Below are 20,776 nucleotides of genomic sequence, written 5' to 3'. Positions count from 1 at the left end.
TGGCTCTCCCATGCATGCATCCGCGCCAGCGGAAGCCCGTCTGCCTATTCGGACGATGCAAATGCCCGTCCTTAAAGGGGGTTCACTGCCAGAGGGAAGTCCACAAGATGCGATGGGCGATCACCACACCGGCGCAGGTGGGTCTAGTGCCAACCCGACCAAGCCCTGTAGAGGCCGACAAGCACGATCTAGCGGCGGAGAACGTCTGGCGCACGGTGCGCGAAGCGGCTAAAGACGCTCCAATCGCGCTCGAGCCGGCGAAGGCTGAGGGGGGGCGGCAACGCCGGCCGAAACCATCGTGATTGCAAGGAAGCGGAGGACCATAACTGAGTCGAGGTCAACTGCTCCAACCAGATGCAAAGCAGGAGCACGGTGATCGCGGTCGGGCACGGGATCAGGCGACAATTGGGAGTCGGTTTCGTTCGTTGGCCCACGGGTCGCGCCGTCTCCAAATGGCTCTAAGCCGAGTGAGATGACGGGCCTGCCGGCGATTCCCTGCTGAACGCATCCAGCAAGGGCTATTACATCTGCGTCGTGCGGCAGCTCTCGGGCGCGCAGAGCAGCGAGGCTGCCGCGGCGATCATGTCGGCATGCCGCGCGTCCAATCCGCTTTGATCCCCCGCTCAAGCCGCATTCAGGGCCTGGGCGAGGTCGGCGATCAGATCCGACGGGTTCTCGATCCCGATCGACAGCCGGATGGTGGAATCGAGCACGCCGATCTTTTGGCGGATGTCGGCGGGAACGCCGGAATGGGTCATGGTCGCGGGCAGGCTCGCGAGCGACTCGGTGCCGCCGAGGCTCACCGCCAGCTTGAGGATCTGCAGCGCATTGAGGAATTTCACGGCCGCCTCCTTGCCGCCGACGATGTCGAACGAGAAGGTCGATCCCGCGCCCAGGCATTGTCTCGCGAACACCCGCCCCGAGGGCGAGGCCTGCTCGTGATGACCGAGATAATGAACCCTGGCGACCTTGGGGTGGTCGCGCAGATAGCTCGCGACCAGGCGCGCATTCGCATCGGCCTTTTCCATGCGCAGGCTCAGCGTCTCCAATGAGCGGTTGATCATCCAGCAGGAATGCGGATCGAGCTGGGTGCCGATGGCGCCGCGCAGCGCCTTGATGCCCTTCATGATCGCCTTCGATCCGAGTGCGGCGCCCGCGATCAGGTCGGAGTGGCCGCCGACATACTTCGTCAGCGAATACAGCGACAGGTCCGCGCCGTGCTCGATCGGCCGCTGAAACACCGGGCCGAGCAGCGTGTTGTCGCAGGCGATGATCGGCGTGTGTCCCTGGGCCTTGCCGACGGAATCGGCGATGCGGCGGATCATCGCGATGTCGACGAGGCCGTTGGTCGGATTGGCCGGGGTCTCGATCAGGATCATCGAAACCCGCCCCCTCCCCGTCGCCTCCTCCGCGGCCTGCCTGACGGAGGCCTCATCGATGCCGTCGGCAACGCCGACCGCGCCGATCGACAGGCGCGCCAGCGTGTTCGTCAGCAGCGTTTCCGTGCCGCCATAGAGCGGCTGGGAGTGCAGGATGACGTCGCCGGGCCGGACGAAGGCGAGGATCGTGGTCGCGATCGCCGCCATGCCCGAGGAGAACAGCGCACAGCTCTCGGTGCGCTCGTAGACCGCGAGCCTGTCCTCGACGATCTCGCTGTTGGGGTGGTTGAAGCGCGAATAGACCAGGCCCGCGCCCATGCCTTCTGGCGGCTCACGCCGGCCGGCGACGTAATCGAAGAAGTCCTGGCCGTCTTCGGCGGTCTTGAACACGAAGGTCGAGGTCAGGAACACCGGCGGCTTGATGGCGCCTTCCGACAATTGCGGATCATAGCCATAGGTCAGCATCAGGGTTTCCGGATGCAGCATATGGTTGCCGATATGGGTCTTCGACGGGAACGGTTTTGCCATGGCTGCCTCGCTGTTCTGATGCTCGCCGCGCGTGGCGGGCCGAATCGGTGGTACACCGCGGTGGTCACGAAATCGAGCCTGTATGCAGGTTCGTCAGCACCTGCTCCGGCAGCGGATCTCCAGACACATCTAACTCGGCACCAGTGCTCAAATGCGTCAGTAGGTTCTCGGGTAGGCTGGTTAGCTGGCTATGGTTAGCGAGGAGGAGCACGAGCCCGGGCGGAAGCGCCTCAGGTAAGCTGGTTAGCTGGTTGCCCCTAACGGCGAAAGTATGGAGCATAGCGGGGAAGCCCTCCGGCAGACTCGTCAATTGATTGTCGCTGAGCTCGAGATACTGGAGCGAATCAGGGAGGATCTCCGCTCCTGCCCCCTTTTGTTCGTTCGAAGAGATCCCATCGGCGCGCAGAATCTGTCCTGCCTCAAAAGGATCCATTCCATACTCCCTTGCCAGGACTGAGTAGACTTAGTCCATACGATACGTTGTAACCTCTGAAGCACTTACCTGTCGGTAAGCTGACGAAGAAGCTATCGCCAGGTGGCGACCATAGGAGTTGGAAACGCGGTGATCGTTGCGCCTGCCCGAAGCTGCTCGACCATTTCAGCACTACCATCATATGACAGGGACGTATCCGCGTGGAGGCGTCTGATTTCCACCTCGCCGTCCCACCGTGCCACCGCCGCCTTGCTCTGCGCGGCCGTCCCCTGTCGCTGCCTGAACTGTTCGGCTGCCCGCGCCGCACACATCGCGCGCTGGCTCTCGGCGGGCGCAGTGGGACGGAGTGCTCACAGTCTATGACGTGGCAGATTCAGCTCATGCGGAGGATGACGTAGACCAGAGGGTTGAAAATTGGGCTGCCGAACGGGACGTGGGCCCGCTCGAATTCGAGAAGAAGCCCTAACGCGATTAAATCTCTCCGAGAGAGAGCAACATCTCGATCTCGGATCGTTGTCGGTGTCGACGCTTCAAATTCAGGCTGATGACGTATCCCAGCGGATCGTCACCGTAATAGTTGCGCGTCGGGCAATCGGCGCCGGTCTCGACGGCGGCGCGACAGCGATTGCGGCCGTCGAGGATATTTCTCTTGAACACGCCGACCGCTTCGCGCACGCCGTTTTCGCTGACGTCGGACAAGAACTCGGCATAGGCGTCGCCCTCGATCCGCGCGAAAATGGCAGCGATGGGATCCGGCTCAAGCTGGGTCATGCCGCCAACCTAATGAGCGGTTATGCTAGCGCTCAGCCGCCGGAATTCGTGGCCGCCGCCCTGGAGGGGCAAGTCCTCGACGGATCTCGTCGAAGCATTCCAGCTCGCTGCGCACGCCATAGGGTAGCGCAGCAGAGTGCCGACAAGGCCTTTGTCCATCGGCTCGAGCGCAATGATATGCTCGCGGTTGGTCAGCACCACCCGACCGATGGCGACCTTGTCCATCTCTCGAATGTTCTCACGGATCACGGCCAAGGCGTCGTGGCCGACCTAGCCGTCCGGGCGCTGGCAGTAGGGGCGGATCAGGTAGCGGGGATCGATGTCGGGCCGGTCGACGAACTCGTCGATCTCGATGGTACGTGTCGATTCGAGCGCGATCTCCTCGAGCTCCTCTTTCGAGACCTAGATGTACTGACCCTTCTCGAGCGCGTAACCCCGGCGATGTCTTCGTTCGGCACCTCGTCGCCGGTGTCGGCATCGACCTTCACGTACTTGATGCGGTGTCCCGTCTGGCGGTTGAAGGCGATACTGTGTTTCCCAAAAAGGCCAGGCCTTCTTCCTCAGCTCGCGAGGCTGCCGTCTGTCGGCGATCGGCCTGCAGAGCGCCAGCAAAGATTGCGTGAGCCAGCCACCACGATTCCACGGCGTGGCCAAAATGACTGCGAGCGACGATAGCCGACCCATACGCTACTCAGAAGGAGGCAATCCGCGCCGCGGTCGATGCCGTCCACGCGAGCGGAAAGGCAGGGCACGACGCTTAGGTTCTCGTTCAAAGGGAGAACCACCAATTTGGAATCGAGTGGACACACGGCCACGACCCATACCCCCACCAGCTGCCTAATCGCGGACCACATGAGATCGGCGCCAACCAATCCTGGTAGGTACCTTGCAGTCCTTCTCCGCGATAATTAGCAGCACCCTTTGGGAGTTCAGCCTCTGGGGGGCCGAGGTGGCCAGCCTTGCTAACTCCGAGGGCGACGGCTGGTGGTAGAGACAGTGCTTTCGGGGGCGTGAGCGCCGAATCACCCCTGCGCTGGCCGTTTTTCGGAGCGGTAAGCCGCTTGAAGTCCCCGCCTTTCCGCTGAATCTTCACCAACGGTGCGAGCTGGAATCACTGCTTCCAACCACAGTCCAAAGGAGACGTGATATGATCCCCATTGAGGAGTCCTTTATTCGAGCGATAACGTTGCTTGACGGACCAAAACCGACCGAGCAACGGGCTGAAATCGTCGCCCACCTGGATACTATTGTAGACTATGCACGTGACGATGCCGAGGAGCGCCTAGCCCATAGCTTCAAAACGATGGCCCTGAACCACCTCGACAGTATCGGTCGAGATACGTCGACCATTGTTAAGGAAAAAATGGAGCTGGCTCTGATCGCCACTGAAAAATTGATTATAGCTATCGTCGAGCGCAACTGGCGGGGAATAAGATCCGAGCGATGTCCATACAGGAACGTTGCAACTAGGCAATACGCCGGCCGCTGGTCGCGATCAGATAAGCATGACCGATGACGACCTCCACCAAAGACATGCACGCAGCGCAGCCCGACGGGAATATAGTGCACTGCGTAAGGCTGCGCTGGTGAGGAGGCGGCTAAGCAGCGAGCGCAGCAATTAGCCGAGACCAACACGGTCGAACTTGGCAGCTCACTCGCAAGATTGCGAGCTATCCGTCGCGCGCGAACTGAGGCGCTTAGTTTGTGCAATTCTCGCCCTTACCCCTTTGCCATCGCGTTTGTCCCACAGATACGATCCCGGTCGCCCGGCGCCGGCGCTTCAGGTCTTCCTGGTAAAACTTCACCGCAGTTTAGCAATGCTCCAAGCCTCATACTCGGATCGGCGGCTCTGACGCGTTCGTCTCAAATGTAATCGAGTCGGCCCCGGTTTCTGCGAAACGATAATAGGCCAAGTCATCGCCTCCGACATTGCGCAATGGGAGCCGGAGGCCGAAGCCTCAGGCGTCGGATTGATCGCATGGCGTCACCTGCTGCAAAGGCGACCGTCGGCGACACGCTGAAGGGAGGACGGATCCTCTCGTTCTATGCGATGAGGGGAACGCCGGCCTCCCACGGGCGGCGCGCGCCGAAGGCGGAACGGGGCAGTGATGGCGATCGCCGAGAGGCGAGCCCCTTTCCCTTAGTGCCGCTACCGGGCGCCCCGATTTACGGGCTTCGATGTTCGACGAAGAAGTCTTTTAACGCGGCAGTTAGGAGCTGGGGCAGCTTGTCAAGCGCATTGCTAGGCATTGCTTCAGTCTCCGCAGCCCATGCGCATGGAATTTAAATCCCGATCGTCGGCCCGGCGGCGTCGGGACTGCAACTAGCCTCAGCGGCGCTCATGCAAGTCATTGTGATTACAAGCGGCGCCAGCAGTTGAATGATCCACCGTCTGCTCAGTTTTGATATTCTCATCTGGAGATCCCGTTGTCGTTGTTCACAAACCATGAACAAGGCTGCAATGTCAGCGATGCTCCCCGACGATGATGGTTATCGGGACGCGACCCGACGATCTTGTCTATATGAATACCAAGCCCGTCAGCAATGATCTAGCAACGCAGTATCAGAGATTCTTGTAGAAGAAGGTCGTCGAGCGATAGGTTCCGTCAGAGGCGAGCACACAACCCGGTATGATACCCCACCCGCTGCCATCCTTCGCTGGCGTAAAGACGCTCGGCAGCAGAACTTGTGGTCGTGCTGAGCGTCAACAATATCTTTCCCAGCCGACAGCAGCCAGCGCCCGATACCGCGACGGCGTGCACTTCTTCCAACCAGCAGTTTGACGACTTGAGCGCTATGCATCTGGCTCTCAGAGCCGGCAGGTACCATCTGGACTGTGCCAAAAATCTGACCTGTGCTATCTTCCGCAGCTAGCAACACACGCGTTCATTGCAAATGAACGCGTCCGCAAGGCTACGCCAGTACACCAGCGCCCGTCGTCGAGATAACGGTGACAGAAAGCTGACTGAGGCGAACAGAACTGGATCTTCACTTTGAGGTCACAGTCCAGTTATTGAACTTGAAGTCCATTCCGCCTGGGGACGAGGTGATCTCGACGCCGTATTGGACGCTACCGACGTTTATGTCGCCGAAGTAGCCTTTCGACTTGATCCACTCTAGGATGCCCTTGATGTCCACTGTCCCGCTATTGCTCTTCGAAGTGGGCACGAGCGAGATGACGTTGTGACCATTGTTCCCTTGAAACACGTTCCAGGTCGTCCCTCCCACCTCGACGTTAGTGTAGACGGGGATCGCCGCCCCGGAGGGATCCTGCCGATAATGATAAGAAATCGGCTTAACGTTGCCGCTACCGTCCGAGTTTCCGGTGTAGTTTGTCCAGATCATGATCTCATGCTGGTTTGAGCTGTCCCAAATATCATAGGCGGTGTCCCAAGCGCCGCTGTTAGGAACGTCCTGATTGAAGGTCGAGCTCAAGGTGTTGATTGCACTGAGCGGCTTCCCGATATGGACGGCCTCATGCGGATAGCTCTTGATGCCACCAGTTCGAGGCTGGTTCGACCACACGCTCCACCGGTTCGGTCCATACACTGAAATGGTCTGAGGCCCGGCACCACTGCCCCACACATCGTTGTTCCAGGAGTAGCCATCGCGTGCAAAGTTCCCGTATGGAGCGCTCGAACTCCAAATCGGGGGCTTTGCCGGTACAGCGGCGAGCGGCCGCCCGACGTCGTTTACAGCTTGTCTGAAAAGCTCATGATCCTCCTGTGAGCGGGCGTACCCCGTTGGGAACTCTGGCAAGCCGGCACCGTTTATCCGATTGGAATCCATTATGCTCTCCCTTGCTCCTATGAGAACAAAGCCTCTTCGGTTGGCCCTTAAAGATCGGCTTCGAATTTTAGGACGGTTGGCTTTCGAGAAGCTGACTAGTGCGAGAGTGCACGGTGCGCGCCTGTCCGCTACTTTTCCAACCCACGCACGTGGCGCAACAAGGATACTCTCGCCCTTGCGGTAGGGAGGGTACGTCCACCGATACCCGCACCGTCGCCGCATTCAAGGACGGCCGGGGCTCAGCGCGCCTTGTATCTCCAGTGCCCATTTGGGCACGGCGAAGCGTCAATCCACATGGTGCGCCGATCACCGCGCTCGGGGAGTGGGACTAGCGCGGTTTGGCGACTCACGTTACCCATCATTTTAAGCCCTTCACTACGCAATGGGAATGAAATGGTTGCAGCTACCCGTGAACCGCCGGCCTCTGGTTACGCACTCGAAGTGGATGGCCGACTCAAAGCCGAATTTGCAACCAGAGACGGCGCCAGGGCAGGTGGAGAAGAACTAAAGAAACGTTTTCCCATGCTTCAAATCAGGATCTATGATGCGCAGACGCATGCGCGCGAGGACATCTAGATCTTCAGACTAGCGGATTTTTCCGCTTTGCGCGTGCGGCTTCCGCCGCACCGGGGTCTCGTGAACCGAGCCGCTTTGCGTCTCGGCCATCCGGCTTCGATCCCTCGCGCAAGGCCTGCGGAGTTTCTCGCCGGGGGCACTCGGGAAAGCGGCTCGCCTCTCGGCGATCGCTATCACTGCCCCGTTCCCGGGTGCCGCTATTGAACCGGTCTCGTCGCCGCACTCGGACCCGCGTGCCCCTTCGGGTCGCTATGCTCACGCTCTCCGGGTGCCATTTTGCGTTGAGGCGATGCGCCGTTGGCCCACGCCTGGTGGGGCCTGCGGCCCTAAAGCACCGCGAGGCCATCCCGAAGAATGGAACGAAAGACGGAGTGCGTCGCAGATTTCGCATTCTGTCATTTGTGTGGGTGAGGAGCTCTCGCAAATCACGCGGCCTCGATTTCGCCTGAAGAAGGTTAAAGTGAGAGTGCCGGCCGGGTTTTGCCGTGACGGGTTACAGGCTGCGAGAGAGGCTCGCGGCGCCCGTCGCGGAGATCCGTTATGTCCAGACACTATCTTCGGGCACGCGCCGGCGAGGACCGAACCAGCCTTTATGACGAAATCACCAACAAAATTATCGGCGAGCTTGAAGCCGGCCGCGTCCCGTGGGTACAGCCTTGGGGTTCGGCGGCGGCGGCGGCGTCATTGGCCATGCCGGAAAGCGCCGCCACTGGCCGTCAATACAGCGGCATCAACGTCCTAATCCTTTGGGGGGCTGCCACCGAACACGCATTCACCAGTCAGAGCTGGCTCACCTTCCGTCAGGCGCTCTCGCTCGGCGGTCACGTCCGCAAGGGTGAGCGCGGCACGAGCGTCGTCTATGCCGACCGGTTTGTGCCGGCCGACGAAAAGCGGCGCGCCAGCGAAACAGGTGACGAAGCGCAGGCCATCCCGTTCCTCAAGCGGTTCACGGTCTTCAATATCGATCAGTGCGAAGGCTTGCCTTCGGAGATCGCAACGACGCCACCTCCGCCACCTGGCCTTATCGAGCCAAAGATTGAATACCTGATCAAGGCGACCGGGATCGACTTCCGCATTGGCGGCAACCGCGCCTTCTACATGCCGGCAGAAGATTATGTGCAGGTACCGCCACCACAAGCCTATTTCGAGCCGATCAACTGGCATCGGACGGCCTTTCACGAGCTGGCGCATGCTAGCGGCCATACATCGCGTCTGAGTCGCGATTTGTCGGGAAGCTACGGAAGCAAGAAGTATGCCTTTGAGGAATTGATCGCGGAGATATCATCCGCATTCGGATGCGCCTCGCTCGGCATCGTGCCGACGGTGCGACATGCCGATTATATCGGCTCCTGGCTTGAGGTGCTGCGAGAGGACAATCGTGCTATTGTGCGAGCTGCCTCGCAAGCCAGCAAGGTTGCGGATTATCTCCTTGGGTTCTTGCCGGAGGAGGTTGGCGACATGACGACGGAGAGAGCGGAACAGGAGGCAGCGTGAGGGTCTCCTCGGCCACCGCGGGTAAGCGAGTGAGAGGGCAGGGTCGTTTTCGCGACGGGTTGAAGGCCGAGAGAGGCTCGCGGCGGCCCGTCGTGGAGACTCGACATCACGAAGGCTGTCCAGAAGATCACCCTGTCGCCCTCACGCGACATTCCCTTCAATAAGCTGGTGCTGAGCCAATCCAATGTTCGCCATGTGAAGGCGGGCATTTCGATCGAGCAACTCGCCGAAAGCATCGCGGCGCGCACCCTCCTGCAAAGCCTCAACGTCCGTGCCGTCGTTGATGCCGAAGGGAACGAGACGGGCATGTTCGAAGTGCCTGCAGGCGGCAGGCGCTATCGCGCCCTCGAACTGCTTGTGAAACAAAAGCGCATGGCGGAGACGCAAGCGGTTCCGTGCGTTGTTCGGGACCAGGGTATCGCGGAAGATGACTCGCTTGCGGAGAATGACGAGCGAGTCGGCCTCCACCCCCTCGATCAGTTCCGCGCGTTCCAGCGCCTCCAGCAAGGTGGCATGAGCGAGGAAGACCGCTGCGTGGCATTTTGTGACCCGGCCGTCGTGAAGCAGCGGCTTCGACTGGCCTCGGTTTCGAGCAAGCTGCACGAGATCTATGCCCACGACGGTATGACGCTCGAGCAACTGATGGCGTTCTCGGTGACAGCCGATCATGTTCGCCAGGAGCAAGTCTGGGAGCAGGTCAGTCGTTCGGGTTACGACGAGCCATACCAGATCCGGCGCTTGCTGACCGAACTAACGGTCCGTGCGTCCGATCGCCGCGCTCGGTTCGTGGGCCTCGAGGCTTACGAACAGGCAGGCGGCGGCGTTTTGCGTGATCTGTTCGAGCAGGACGATGGCGGATATTTGCAGGACCTTGCCTTGTTGGACCGTCTTGTTACCGACAAGCTGAAGCTCGAGGCGGAAAGCATCGCAACCGAGGGTTGGAACTGGATCTCAGTGGCGGTCGATTTCCCCTACGGCCATACCAACGGCCTCCGCGAACTCGAGGGCAAACCTATGGATCTCACCCCGGAGGAGCAGGCCACCATCGACGCACCCAACGGCGAGCATACTAAGCTTGAATCGGATTATCAGGATGCCGACGAACTGCCCGATGAGGTCGACCAGCGGCTCGGCAAGATCGAAGCGGCACTGCTCGCATTCGAACACCGATCGATGATCTACGAGCCGGCCGAGATCGTCCGCACTGGCGTCTTCGTCAGCATCGATTCCGAAGGGCGCCTGTCGGTGGATCGGGGCTATGTTCGGTCGGAGGACGACATGTCCGCGATCGATTCTGACGTCAGGCAGGGCACCGATGCGCAGCCGGTCGAGGGGAAGGAGGGTAGCTCCATTCAGCGCACGTCATCGCGGTCGCAAGTAGCGCTGCTGACACTGAAGAAGATGATGAGGACGCGGCCAAACCTTTGCCGGATCGGCTGATCACCGAGTTGACCGCACATCGTACACTGGCATTGCGCGATGCGCTGGCGGAAAATCCGGCGATCGCGTTCCAGGCGGTGCTGCACAATTTCGTGCTGACTGCCTTCTACGGGTTCTCGTCGACGGGGAGTCCCCTTGAGATCGGACTTCGCACGCCGACCTTCCCCGCTCAAGCCCCCGGCCTGAGGGAGAGCGCGTCCGCGAAGACCGTCGAGGCGCCGCCTGAGTCCTGGAAAGCACGGTTGCCGAAAGGCGAGAAGGACCTGTGGGATGCGCTCACAGCTCTCGACGGTGCCGCTCAGGCGTCCCTGTTCGCTCACTGTGCGTCATTTGCGGTCAACGCTCTCTACGAGCCAGCCAACCACTACGATCAGGGCCGTGTCTCCGCCCATAGTGTTCGCGCGCGTCTCGACCAGGCCAATGTGCTGGCGCGCGCGGTCGGGCTGGACATGGTGCAGGCCGGCTGGCGACCCACCGTCGACAACTATCTTGGCGGGGTCATCAAGCCTCGCATTCTGGAAGCCGTGCGAGAAGCAAGGGGAGAATCTTCCGCGCAGCTGATCGCCCACTTGAAGAAGGCCGACATGGCCAAAGAGGCCGAACGTCTTCTCGATGGTTCGGGCTGGTTGCCGGAACCGCTGCGTCTCGTCGATCCCCATGCGGCGTCAGTGGAGCCGGAGGTTGAAGCAGGCCCGCTACCCGAATTTCTCGCCGACGATGAGGATCGGGAGAACGCCGGCGACGATGACCCGCAACAGCTCGACGCGGCTGAGTGACACAGAGCGGGATGGCTCGGGCCATCCCGCAGTTGCCTGGAGACCGGTGTGTAACGCCGGTCCCCATTTTATGGGCGAGCGCTGAGAGGGAGAGCAGGGCCGGGAAGGTTTGAATTGCCGTGGTCTTAAGGGGAGCGCCGCGCGGTTCGACCTGTTCCTGCTCTCCCGAGAAATCCTGCCATGACCGAATCTCTCGCCGGCGGCGCTGCCGCCGCGCCGCTCTCGATGCGTGCCGCCGCAAATCTCACCTCCGCCGCCATCAGGGCCGCGCGACAGCTCCTGACCGAGCTCGAACGCGGCCGTCGCATCGATGCCGCCGTCCTGCGTAGCGCCATGGAGGCAGCCTTCGGCGCCTCAGACGCGGCCGGCGTCTGGAGCTGGAAGACCGCCTATGACGTCTGCGAGGCGGCAACAGTTCTATTTCTTCGCAAGTTCGGTCCGGCCATGCGCGCCAAGGCTGGCTCGACGGCTGCCATGCTGCCAATGCTCGCGAGAATCGCGAGCTGTCTGCCGACCCATACGCGGCGTTCCGAGGACAGTCAGGCGTTCCAGCAATTCTCGACGCCGATCCCGCTTGGGCTGGCCGCATGCGTCGCAGCCGGCATTACGCCTGCCGACCGCGTTCTGGAGCCATCCGCGGGGACCGGATTGCTCGCGATCTTCGCCGAGCTCGCCGGCGGCTCTCTGATGTTGAACGAATTGGCTGAAGGTCGCGCGGCGCTGCTCGATCATTTGTTTGTCAACGTTGAGGTCACGCGGTTCGACGCCGCGCAGATCGATGATCATCTCGACGCGAACGTTGTGCCGAGCGTGGTTCTGATGAACCCGCCGTTCTCCGCGGTGGCGAATGTCGATCGACGGATGGCAGACGCCGCTTTCCGGCATATCGCTTCGGCGCTCGCGCGCCTTTGCGATGGTGGACGCCTCGTCGCCATCGTTGGCGCAGGCCTTGCGCCGGATAACCCGGCGTGGCTAGAGGCCTTTGTTCGCCTCCAGGAGCGCGGACGGGTCGTGTTCTCTGCCGCGATCGACGGCGCCGTCTATGCCAAGCACGGCACTCAGACGGACACGAGGCTGCTCGTAATCGACAAGTGGCCCGCTGCCGATCCGAAGGCTTTTCCTGCATCGCAGGGCATGGCCGGCGATGTTGCCATCTTGCTCAATTGGGTGACCCAGTACGTGCCTCCGAGGCTACCCGTCGCCGCGCCGGTCGTGGCCGACATCGTTAGCCGCCCTGCAATGCCCCGATCGGCGGGCGCTTCCGTATCATGTCTGTCGTCCACTTCGGAAAGCGCAGCGCCAAATCGCGTCGAACTCACGTACGAGACCGTCGAATGGTCGCCGCCGGAAGGCGCCCGCCTCACCGATGCGCTATATGAGGAGTACGGATTACAGTCCATCCGTATTCCCGGATCGTGCTCCCATCCGACGAAACTCGTGCAGTCCGCGGCGATGGCGTCCGTTGCGCCGCCGAAGCCGTCCTACCGTCCGCATCTGCCTTCAAGTCTGGTGGCAGATGGAGTTCTATCGGACGCCCAGGTCGAGAGCATCATTTATGCTGGCGAGGCGCTTTCCGAATTCCTTGCGGGCTCCTGGACCGTCGATGCGACCTTTGATGTTGTGGCGGCCGCGCGCGACGACGCTGAGAATGCCGTCCGCTTTCGCCGCGGCTGGTTCTTGGGCGATGGCACCGGCGCGGGCAAGGGGCGGCAGGTCGCCGGCATCCTGCTCGACAATTGGCTCAATGGCCGCCGCCGGGCGGTCTGGATCAGCAAATCCGACAAGCTGATCGAAGATGCGCAGCGCGACTGGTCCGCACTCGGCATGGAGCGACTGCTCGTTACGCCTCTGTCCCGGTTTCGCCAGGGCACACCGATCCGGCTTTCGGAAGGCATCCTTTTTGCCACCTACGCCACGCTACGCACCGACGAGCGTGGCGAGAAGCTTTCGCGCGTAAGTCAGATCGTTGAATGGTTGGGCTCCGACTTCGACGGAGTGATCGTCTTCGACGAGAGCCATGCCATGCAGAATGCGGCCGGTGGCAAGGGCGAGCGCGGCGATCAGGCGGCCTCTCAGCAGGGGCGCGCAGGCCTGAGGCTCCAGCACGCTTTGCCCAATGCTCGGGTGGTTTATGTGTCGGCGACGGGCGCCACCACGGTCCACAACCTCGCTTATGCCCAACGCCTCGGCCTTTGGGGCGGTGCCGACTTCCCATTCGCCACACGTGCCGAGTTCGTTGAGGCAATCGAGCAGGGTGGGGTCGCGGCGATGGAGGTTCTGGCGCGCGACCTCAAGGCGCTCGGTCTCTACGCCGCCCGCTCATTGTCCTATGAGGGCGTCGAGTACGAACTCGTCGAGCACCAGCTTACACCGGAGCAGGTTCGCATCTACGACGCCTATGCCGATGCGTTCAGCATCATCCATAACAACCTCGATGCGGCGATGCGGGCCGCCAACATCATCGGCGAGACCGGAACGCTGAACGGGCAGGCAAAATCCGCGGCTCGATCCGCCTTCGAGAGCGCCAAACAGCGCTTCTTCGGTCATCTGCTGACCTCGATGAAAACGCCGTCGCTCATCCGGTCGATCGATCGCGATCTCGACGCCGGCCATGCCGCCGTCATCCAGATTGTTTCAACGGGCGAAGCGCTAATGGAGCGCCGGCTCGCCGAGATCCCGACCGAAGACTGGGGCGACGTCCAGGTCGACATCACTCCGCGCGAATATGTGCTCGACTATCTCGCCCATTCCTTCCCGGTCCAGCTCTACGAGCCCTTCACCGACTCGGAGGGCAATCTCTGCTCTCGGCCTGTCTATCGCAACGGACAGCCAGTCGAGAGCCGGGAAGCCGTCGCACGCCGCGATCGCCTCATCGAGAAACTCGCCTCGCTGCCTCCGGTACCCGGCGCGCTGGATCAAATCGTGCAGCGCTTCGGCACCGACACGGTCGCCGAAGTGACTGGCCGCTCGCGACGGGTCATCCGAAAGGGCGAGCGCTTGGTGGTCGAGAACCGCGCGGGTTCGGCCAATCTCGCTGAGACTTCGGCGTTTATGGATGACGTCAAGCGCATCCTTGTGTTCTCCGACGCGGGCGGCACGGGGAGGAGCTACCACGCCGAGCTGTCGGCCCGGAATCGCCGCTTGCGGGTCCACTATTTGCTTGAGCCCGGCTGGAAGGCGGATGCTGCGATCCAGGGGCTCGGCCGCACAAACCGGACCAATCAGGCGCAGCCCCCGCTGTTTCGGCCCATCGCGACCGACGTGAAGGCCGAAAAGCGCTTCCTCAGCACCATCGCGCGCCGGCTCGACACATTGGGGGCCATTACGCGCGGCCAGCGCCAGACCGGAGGACAGGGCCTCTTCCGGCCCGAGGACAATCTCGAAAGTCAGTACGGGCGCGATGCTTTGCGTCAACTCTACATGCTGCTGGTGCGCGGCAAAGTCGACGGCTGTTCGCTCGAGAAGTTCGAGGATGCAACCGGCCTGAAGCTGACAGATGCCAATGGGCTCAGGGATGACCTGCCGCCGATCACGACCTTCCTGAACAGGTTGTTGGCGCTCACCATCGACCTGCAAAATGTCCTGTTCACTGCTTTCGAGCAGCTCTTGACCGCCCGGATCGAGGGCGCGGTCGCATCGGGCACGTACGATGTCGGATTGGAAACGCTCCGCGCCGAAAGCTTTGTCGTCAGCGGCCGGCGGACGATCTATGTCCATCCGCGCACAGGTGCCGAGACGCGGCTGCTCAGCGTCATCCAGCGCCGGCGTAACCATCCCGTTGGTTTGGATGACGCCCTTACTCGTCTTTCCAATCCTGCCGTCCTGCTGATCAACGAGCGCTCAGGAAGGGCCGCCGTGCAGGTTCCGGCCGCGAGCATCATGCTCGACGACGGCGACATCGAGCGCCGCGTCCGCCTGATCCGCCCTATGGAGCAGCACCAAGTCCGACTGAACATGATGGCGGAGAGCCATTGGGTCGAAGCGGATCGCGAACGTTTTGCCGCGGCCTGGCTGGCGGAGCTCGCCGAGGTGCCTGAGTTCACGGAAAGCACGATCCACGTAGTGGCCGGCTTGCTGTTGCCCATCTGGAAACGCTTGCCGAACGAATCGACCCGCGTCTATCGGCTCCAGACCGATGCGGGCGAGCGCATCATCGGCCGCAAGGTTTCTGCGGCGTGGGTCGCAAACGCCTTCGCGGCGGACGCGCCTACGCTATCGCCGGACACTGCCTTTGCGGCCTTGATGGAAGGACGCACCCTCCTCGATCTCGCGGAAGGGCTCCAGCTTCGTCGCGTCCGGGTGATGGGCGCATGCCGCATCGAGCTATCGGGATTCAACGACACGATGCGCGATCGCCTCCGTGCTTACGGCCTCTTTGGAGAGATCATCTCCTGGAAGCTGCGGATGTTTGTGCCCACAGACGAAAGCGGCGTCGGGATCCTGACAAAGGTGCTCGAAACCTACCCGGTCGCGCGCGTCAGTGAGCGGGTGGCTGCGTGATGTCCCCCGCGCCTTGCGAACTGGCATGCCGCCTCGCGCGCGAGGCCGAGGCCGTGTGCCGATACTATCTCTCCAATGGCAAGCGCGCGGGGCGGTACTGGGTGGTCGGCGACGTCCGCAACAAGCCGGGCCGCTCGATGTTCGTGCGGCTTCAGGAATCACCGAAGGGCCCTGCCGGCAAGTGGACCGACGCTGCGACCGGCGAGCATGGCGACCTCCTCGACATCATCCGCGAATGCCGGGGGTTGCGCGACTTCAGCGCGGCCGCCGAGGAGGCGAGACGGTTTCTGAAGCTGCCTCGTCCCGTGCCCCAGCTGACCTCGAAACCCGTTCGTTCGGTAGCGCCGGCTGGATCGCAGGAAGCCGCCCGTCGGCTCTTTGCGATATCCAGTCCGATCGAGGGGACGGTGGTCGAAAAATACTTGCAGCGTCGCGGGATAACCCACATCCACCATGGTGGCAGCCTGCGCTTCCACCCTCGTTGCTACTATCGACCGGATGAGCATTCGCCCACCGAGACCTGGCCGGCGATGATTGCCCGCGTCACGGACCTCGAGGGGCGGATCACCGGAGCGCACCGAACCTGGCTCGATCCAGACGGCTTTGATCGCGTTCGTCTCGGCAAGGCTCCGATCGACACGCCACGACGGGCTATGGGTGACCTGCTCGGCAACGCCGTCCGCTTCGGTGTGGTGGGCGACGTGCTCGCCGCCGGCGAGGGGATTGAGACCATGCTTTCATTGCGTTACGTGCTGCCGACCATGCCCATGGCTGCCGCGATTTCGGCCAATCATCTCGCAGCAATCATGCTGCCATCTGGCCTGCGTCGGCTCTATATCGCCCGCGATGACGATGCTGCCGGAGATGCCGTACAGGCGATTCTCACCCAGCGCGCCGAAGAGGCCGGCGTTGAAGCGATCACCCTGTCGCCCCGGCTGGGGGATTTCAACGAAGACCTGCACATCTTCGGTCTCGAGGCCCTCCGAGCAGAGTTACGGCTTCAACTCGCACCAGAGGACGTCGTCCGCTTCCTGCATTCGTCGACAGTAGCCGCAGAATAGGCCGGTGCTTCGATCGACGTTGATAGCTCGGTCGTTCCAAGGCCATTGCCGGAAGAGGACGCGACCTCGGCCTTCTAGAGGGCGATCGGACGGCAAGCGGACCGGGCCGGCAATGGCTACGCCCGGCTATTTTCCGCCGCGCGCTGGCGATGAGAAGACATCAGCCATTAGACCGGCGCGCTTTGCATCGCGAAGCAAAATAGCCGGCCTCCGCCATCCTCCGCTGCCGCTTCGGCCCTTGCGGGTTCTGGCCCGTTCCGCCCGCCGTCTGAGTGATCGCCACGAAGGCCGCGATGGGCGCGGCCGATCCGGAAAAGGATCACTCCAATGACCGACAACGACGATATCGAACCGCCGCACGCCTCTTCTCCAACTGACCACGTGCTGACCGAACTACAGCTCTTCGGCTACCGTCCCTTCGACGACCAGCCTGACCCACGACCGCTCCCCGAGGGCAAGATGATCGCTGGCGCCGTCGCCGATGTGTTCGACGCCCTGGTCGCGACGTTGAGCGACACGCGGCTCGAGCCGGACCTGGGCGATCTGCTGTGGTCGACCGTCAACCTGTTCCATCGAGCCGTCGACCGCATCGAACGCCATCTAGACGATAACGAGCAGGCGCAGCAGAAGAGCCAGCGCGAGCAGAATGGCTCTGAGGTCCGATCAGTCGAACTCGAGCGCTTGACGGCCGAGGGCATCACTTTGATCGAGCGCCGCAACTGCCTGGAACTCTTCCGCGATCAGGCCATCGAACGCTTTGAGACTCACACCGGATCCTCCTGGCGCCCTCGATCGGGATCACTGGTGAATCATCGCACGCTGACCGCAGCAATGATCGACTCCCGCGACTTCATCGCAGCAAAACGTCGCGCTGAAACCGAGGTCTTGTTGCCGGAAGGACCGAAGATCGCACTCACCGGCGGGCTAGACTTTAATGACTACCACCTCATCTGGGACCGCCTCGACAAGGTTTACGCCAAGCATCCCGACATGGTCCTGCTCCATGGCGGCTCGCCGAAAGGTGCGGAGCTTATCGCCTCCAAATGGGCGACTAATCACAAGGTGCCTCAGATCGCATTCAAGCCTGACTGGACCAAGTACGCCAAGGCAGCCCCATTCAAACGCAACGACGCCATGCTCGAACTCCTGCCGATTGGCGTCATGCACTTCCCGGGCACAGGAATCCAGGACAACCTGGCGGACAAAGCAAAGCGCCTCGGCATCCCGGTCTGGAGGTTCGGCGGCACATAAGCCGTCTTCTCGCCTCCAAACAGTTGGAGCGGGGGGCATGCGCCGCAACTCCGCCTCCTTTCGGTCTCATGTTCAGAGTTGCGCCGTGGTGGTGGTGGAAGGCGCGACTGGTACATCTATGCACATGGAGCCACCACCATGCTTGCCCTTGGGCTTGCCATCAACACACTCGGCATCGGCTTGTTCTGCTGGGCGATCTTTGCGCTCGCTGTGTATGCACTGCCGTTTTTCGTCGCTCTCAGTATCGGAATGACTACGTTTCGGAGCGGCGCCGGCCTCATTGGTGCGGTACTTATCGCGACGGCCGGCGGTGCGCTGACGCTCGTCCTCGGCCAAGTCGCCGTCGCAATTACCCGGTCCTTGGCTTTGCGCATCGCGATCGCGACAGCATTTGCTATTCCCGCCGCCGTTGCCGGCTATCATGTGGTGTTCGCCCTGTCCCAGATTGGGGTGCCTTCGTTGGTTTGGCGTGAAGTCTTCGCTTGCCTGGGCGCGGTTTGCATTGGCGTTACGTCATGGACGCGCTTGATCGTTCCGGCGGAGACCCGCCCGTTCGAGCCGGGTAGGGTGGTGGAGAGTCCGTCCTAACCAGTTCTTACGGCCGGAAGGCCTGAGAGATGACCATTTACCTCCTTCATCGTCGAACAGGTTCGCATAGATCGGCGCGCTGAACGGGAGCGATCGAGCGCGGGAGAGGCAGTCCGCCTCGGAGCTCTCGATCAAGCCGCCGGCGTTCGGGTCTGGCCCACGCAGCCGCGGCGGAGCGGTGTTGCGCCGATCCATTCGTGCGAGACGATACCGCCCTTTGCAGAAAATTGTTTCTCTTTCTGCGCTGAATGGTTCCGACCTCTTGTTCAGCAAAGCCGATATGAGTCATGTCTTCTCCTGAGATTGCGGTTCAGCACGCCGACGCACGTGGCCTCATGGATGGCTTGATCTGGCCGAAGACCGGCTTCGCCTCGATCGTCTGAGCCGCAACGCCGTTGATGCGACTTTCTTCCCCTGGGCTTCGCCCATTCCTCGCGAGTCAAGAAAGTCGCCACAACGGCGTCCTCCGCTGCGCTCCGGCCCGCGGGCGGGTGCGTCGCCGATCGTCTTCGCCCCTAGATCGCCATCGAGGCCGCGGTGGTCGCGGGCTCGAAACACAACAGGAGAAGTGACATGGCTAACATCGGTTCTTTCAAGAAGGTCGGCAACGATTTCCAGGGCGAGATTGTCACCCTGAGCCTGCAAGCCAAGGGCGTCCGCATCGTCGCCGAGACCAACCGGTCCAACGACAACGCCCCCAGCCACCGCATCTATGTGGGGCGCGCGGAGATCGGCGCAGCCTGGTCGAAGCGTTCCGAGGAAGGCCGCGACTACCTCTCACTCAAGCTCGACGACCCCTCGTTCAACGCTCCGATCTATGCGAACCTCTTCGAGGACGAAAGCGGCGAAGGCTACACGCTCCTCTGGTCGCGGCCGCGTAAGAACGGTGAGTAAGCTCGCTCAATCAAGCCCCGCCCGGTTCGCCGGACGGGGCACTTCGCGCCCGGGCTGAGGTGCGGATTACGATTTGCTAAGCCGCGCAGCCCTTTTGAGCGGGTCTTCCGGCTTGCCCCCTAATGCTTCAGCAATCTGCCCGAGCACGGTATCGCTTGCTGATGCGTCGCCGATGGCGCCGACATAACGGCGATTAGACCCGCACGCTCGGCCAGCTCCTCCTGCGTCATTTGTAGATCATGGCGTTTCCGACGCAGAGTCACAGCCATGATCTCTTGAGATCCATGGCGATATGGGAAACTGACCGGAACGATCGTTCTAGCAACGATCGTTTCTATTCGTGTCCGAACATGCTATCGATGTGACGACGCTACGTGCGCGACCGAGCTCGGCCGTGTGTCTACCCAAGGGCTATCCTGGATTCCAACGCGCATCGGAGACCATGGCGTAGCTTATAGGCGTTCTAAAAGCGGGTATGATGCAGGAGCGAGCCCCAGATCCAGACGTAGCTGACAGTGCGCCGAACGAGCCGACGTTGACGGCCTATAACGAACAGCATGTCGTCACGTACGTTCGCCTTCTGCACGGCCGGCGGTGAGGGGGCGGACTGGGGCGAAGTGGCTCAAGTGGTCCGACCGAGAGCCGGACCGTGCGCGGCGCGCATATCAGAGTCATCTTGCTCGTGCCAAATGGGTGACTGAGCAAGGGCGACTCTTACTCGGCGCCTGTCCGGCAAGAACCGCGTCCCCGATCGCGCTTAGAAGACCCACGAACTGCGTAATCGAACGATCCGCCTGGTGCAAGCCGGCCTCGCGTTGATGCGCGGTGGTCACCGCAAAAAATTCTGCGGCCCGGGCGCAGGGATGGGTAGCGTCGTTCCCAAGGCGTGCCGAAAACCGCTCCCTCCATATTCGGCATCCCCCTCCGAGAACCTGCTCCTCCATGATGGCCGCACACACGCTAGCGCCGCCATCCGTGGTGCGCTGTCATCCTGGAGTCCCCAAATGCCCGATCCGATGGCCGGTCTACCCCCGCGCTTCCTGCGTACCCCGGAGGCCGCGCGTTACCTCGGCCTCTCCGGTCGCACGCTGGAGAAGCACCGCACGTACGGCACCGGACCAACATATCGGAAGATTGGCGGACGTGTCGTCTACGCCGTCGATGACCTGAAAGCGTGGGCCGACCGCGGCGCCAAGACCTCGACATCCGATCCCGGCAAGGGGACCGTGCTGCCCGCCAAGAAGCATCCGGCCCTGCGTCCCTATGCAGGTCAGGAACGTCGCTGATAGCCGCGTG

12 protein-coding genes and 5 pseudogenes are annotated in these 20,776 nt (G+C 61.9%); 10 read left to right on the top strand and 7 right to left on the bottom strand.

Annotated features, from left to right (window positions below; all coding sequences use genetic code 11):
- Positions 1-188: 188 nt before the first annotated feature.
- The 5 genes and pseudogenes from I6F21_RS19860 to I6F21_RS19840 form a co-directional block, all read right to left on the bottom strand.
- A pseudogene (locus I6F21_RS19860) lies at positions 189-398 on the bottom strand (nickel/cobalt efflux protein RcnA); the annotation flags it as partial.
- Positions 399-623: 225 nt separating this feature from the next.
- Entirely contained in the window at positions 624-1,907 is a 1,284-nt protein-coding gene (locus I6F21_RS19855; protein ID WP_225128643.1) for a cystathionine gamma-synthase family protein, read from the bottom strand.
- 64 nt (positions 1,908-1,971) lie between these two features.
- The gene (locus I6F21_RS19850) at positions 1,972-2,340 is read right to left on the bottom strand and encodes a hypothetical protein (protein WP_225128641.1); all 369 of its coding nucleotides are present in this window, start codon (positions 2,338-2,340) and stop codon (positions 1,972-1,974) included.
- A gap of 471 nt (positions 2,341-2,811) precedes the next feature.
- The gene (locus tag I6F21_RS19845; protein ID WP_225128638.1) at positions 2,812-3,111 is read right to left on the bottom strand and encodes a hypothetical protein; all 300 of its coding nucleotides are present in this window, start codon (positions 3,109-3,111) and stop codon (positions 2,812-2,814) included.
- 79 nt (positions 3,112-3,190) lie between these two features.
- Positions 3,191-3,638 (bottom strand): annotated as a pseudogene (locus I6F21_RS19840) (Ku protein); the annotation flags it as partial.
- Between the two features lie 620 nt (positions 3,639-4,258).
- Between I6F21_RS19840 and I6F21_RS19835 the strand changes: the two are divergent.
- Positions 4,259-4,627, top strand: coding sequence for a hypothetical protein (locus I6F21_RS19835; RefSeq protein WP_225128636.1), 369 nt, complete (start codon positions 4,259-4,261; stop codon positions 4,625-4,627).
- Positions 4,628-6,099: 1,472 nt separating this feature from the next.
- Here I6F21_RS19835 and I6F21_RS19830 read toward each other — a convergent pair.
- Complete coding sequence (locus I6F21_RS19830; RefSeq protein WP_225128634.1) at positions 6,100-6,900, bottom strand: glycosyl hydrolase; 801 nt, start codon at positions 6,898-6,900, stop codon at positions 6,100-6,102.
- Positions 6,901-8,016: 1,116 nt separating this feature from the next.
- On the opposite strand from I6F21_RS19830, the gene I6F21_RS19825 reads away from it, so the two are divergent.
- From I6F21_RS19825 to I6F21_RS19795, 7 genes and pseudogenes are all read left to right on the top strand, one after another.
- Positions 8,017-8,970 (top strand): zincin-like metallopeptidase domain-containing protein, encoded by a 954-nt coding sequence (locus I6F21_RS19825; protein WP_225128631.1) that lies wholly within the window; start codon positions 8,017-8,019, stop codon positions 8,968-8,970.
- Between the two features lie 105 nt (positions 8,971-9,075).
- A pseudogene (locus tag I6F21_RS19820) lies at positions 9,076-11,186 on the top strand (ParB/RepB/Spo0J family partition protein).
- Between the two features lie 180 nt (positions 11,187-11,366).
- Positions 11,367-15,686 (top strand): strawberry notch-like NTP hydrolase domain-containing protein, encoded by a 4,320-nt coding sequence (locus I6F21_RS19815; RefSeq protein ID WP_225183374.1) that lies wholly within the window; start codon positions 11,367-11,369, stop codon positions 15,684-15,686.
- Positions 15,686-16,747, top strand: coding sequence for a toprim domain-containing protein (locus I6F21_RS19810; protein ID WP_225128629.1), 1,062 nt, complete (start codon positions 15,686-15,688; stop codon positions 16,745-16,747). Before I6F21_RS19815 ends, I6F21_RS19810 begins: the two co-directional genes overlap by 1 nt.
- 327 nt (positions 16,748-17,074) lie before the next feature.
- Positions 17,075-17,998: a DUF2493 domain-containing protein gene (locus I6F21_RS19805; RefSeq protein WP_225128627.1), complete on the top strand. Its 924-nt coding sequence runs from the start codon at positions 17,075-17,077 to the stop codon at positions 17,996-17,998.
- A 138-nt stretch (positions 17,999-18,136) separates the two neighbouring features.
- Positions 18,137-18,586, top strand: a complete 450-nt coding sequence (locus I6F21_RS19800) for a hypothetical protein (RefSeq protein WP_225140390.1) — start codon at positions 18,137-18,139, stop codon at positions 18,584-18,586.
- 573 nt (positions 18,587-19,159) lie between these two features.
- The gene (locus tag I6F21_RS19795) at positions 19,160-19,480 is read left to right on the top strand and encodes a DUF736 domain-containing protein (RefSeq protein ID WP_128948358.1); all 321 of its coding nucleotides are present in this window, start codon (positions 19,160-19,162) and stop codon (positions 19,478-19,480) included.
- Positions 19,481-19,546: 66 nt separating this feature from the next.
- On the opposite strand, the pseudogene I6F21_RS19790 reads toward I6F21_RS19795, so the two are convergent.
- Positions 19,547-19,749 (bottom strand): annotated as a pseudogene (locus tag I6F21_RS19790) (helix-turn-helix transcriptional regulator).
- A 209-nt stretch (positions 19,750-19,958) separates the two neighbouring features.
- Between I6F21_RS19790 and I6F21_RS19785 the strand changes: the two are divergent.
- Positions 19,959-20,188 (top strand): annotated as a pseudogene (locus tag I6F21_RS19785) (DUF2285 domain-containing protein); the annotation flags it as partial.
- Positions 20,189-20,484: 296 nt separating this feature from the next.
- The gene (locus I6F21_RS19780; protein WP_008561544.1) at positions 20,485-20,766 is read left to right on the top strand and encodes a helix-turn-helix domain-containing protein; all 282 of its coding nucleotides are present in this window, start codon (positions 20,485-20,487) and stop codon (positions 20,764-20,766) included.
- Positions 20,767-20,776: the final 10 nt, after the last annotated feature.

Origin of the sequence: Bradyrhizobium sp. NBAIM03, from assembly GCF_020194055.1 — a bacterium.
Lineage (GTDB): Bacteria > Pseudomonadota > Alphaproteobacteria > Rhizobiales > Xanthobacteraceae > Bradyrhizobium > Bradyrhizobium yuanmingense.
This window is presented reverse-complemented; position numbering and strand designations above follow the sequence as displayed.

Coding starts and splice junctions, on each gene's coding strand:
- I6F21_RS19855 (WP_225128643.1), bottom strand. CDS start 1,907: ATGGCAAAACCGTTCCCGTCGAAGACCCATATCGGCAACCATATGCTG.
- I6F21_RS19850 (WP_225128641.1), bottom strand. CDS start 2,340: ATGGATCCTTTTGAGGCAGGACAGATTCTGCGCGCCGATGGGATCTCT.
- I6F21_RS19845 (WP_225128638.1), bottom strand. CDS start 3,111: ATGACCCAGCTTGAGCCGGATCCCATCGCTGCCATTTTCGCGCGGATC.
- I6F21_RS19835 (WP_225128636.1), top strand. CDS start 4,259: ATGATCCCCATTGAGGAGTCCTTTATTCGAGCGATAACGTTGCTTGAC.
- I6F21_RS19830 (WP_225128634.1), bottom strand. CDS start 6,900: ATGGATTCCAATCGGATAAACGGTGCCGGCTTGCCAGAGTTCCCAACG.
- I6F21_RS19825 (WP_225128631.1), top strand. CDS start 8,017: ATGTCCAGACACTATCTTCGGGCACGCGCCGGCGAGGACCGAACCAGC.
- I6F21_RS19815 (WP_225183374.1), top strand. CDS start 11,367: ATGACCGAATCTCTCGCCGGCGGCGCTGCCGCCGCGCCGCTCTCGATG.
- I6F21_RS19810 (WP_225128629.1), top strand. CDS start 15,686: ATGTCCCCCGCGCCTTGCGAACTGGCATGCCGCCTCGCGCGCGAGGCC.
- I6F21_RS19805 (WP_225128627.1), top strand. CDS start 17,075: ATGACCGACAACGACGATATCGAACCGCCGCACGCCTCTTCTCCAACT.
- I6F21_RS19800 (WP_225140390.1), top strand. CDS start 18,137: ATGCTTGCCCTTGGGCTTGCCATCAACACACTCGGCATCGGCTTGTTC.
- I6F21_RS19795 (WP_128948358.1), top strand. CDS start 19,160: ATGGCTAACATCGGTTCTTTCAAGAAGGTCGGCAACGATTTCCAGGGC.
- I6F21_RS19780 (WP_008561544.1), top strand. CDS start 20,485: ATGCCCGATCCGATGGCCGGTCTACCCCCGCGCTTCCTGCGTACCCCG.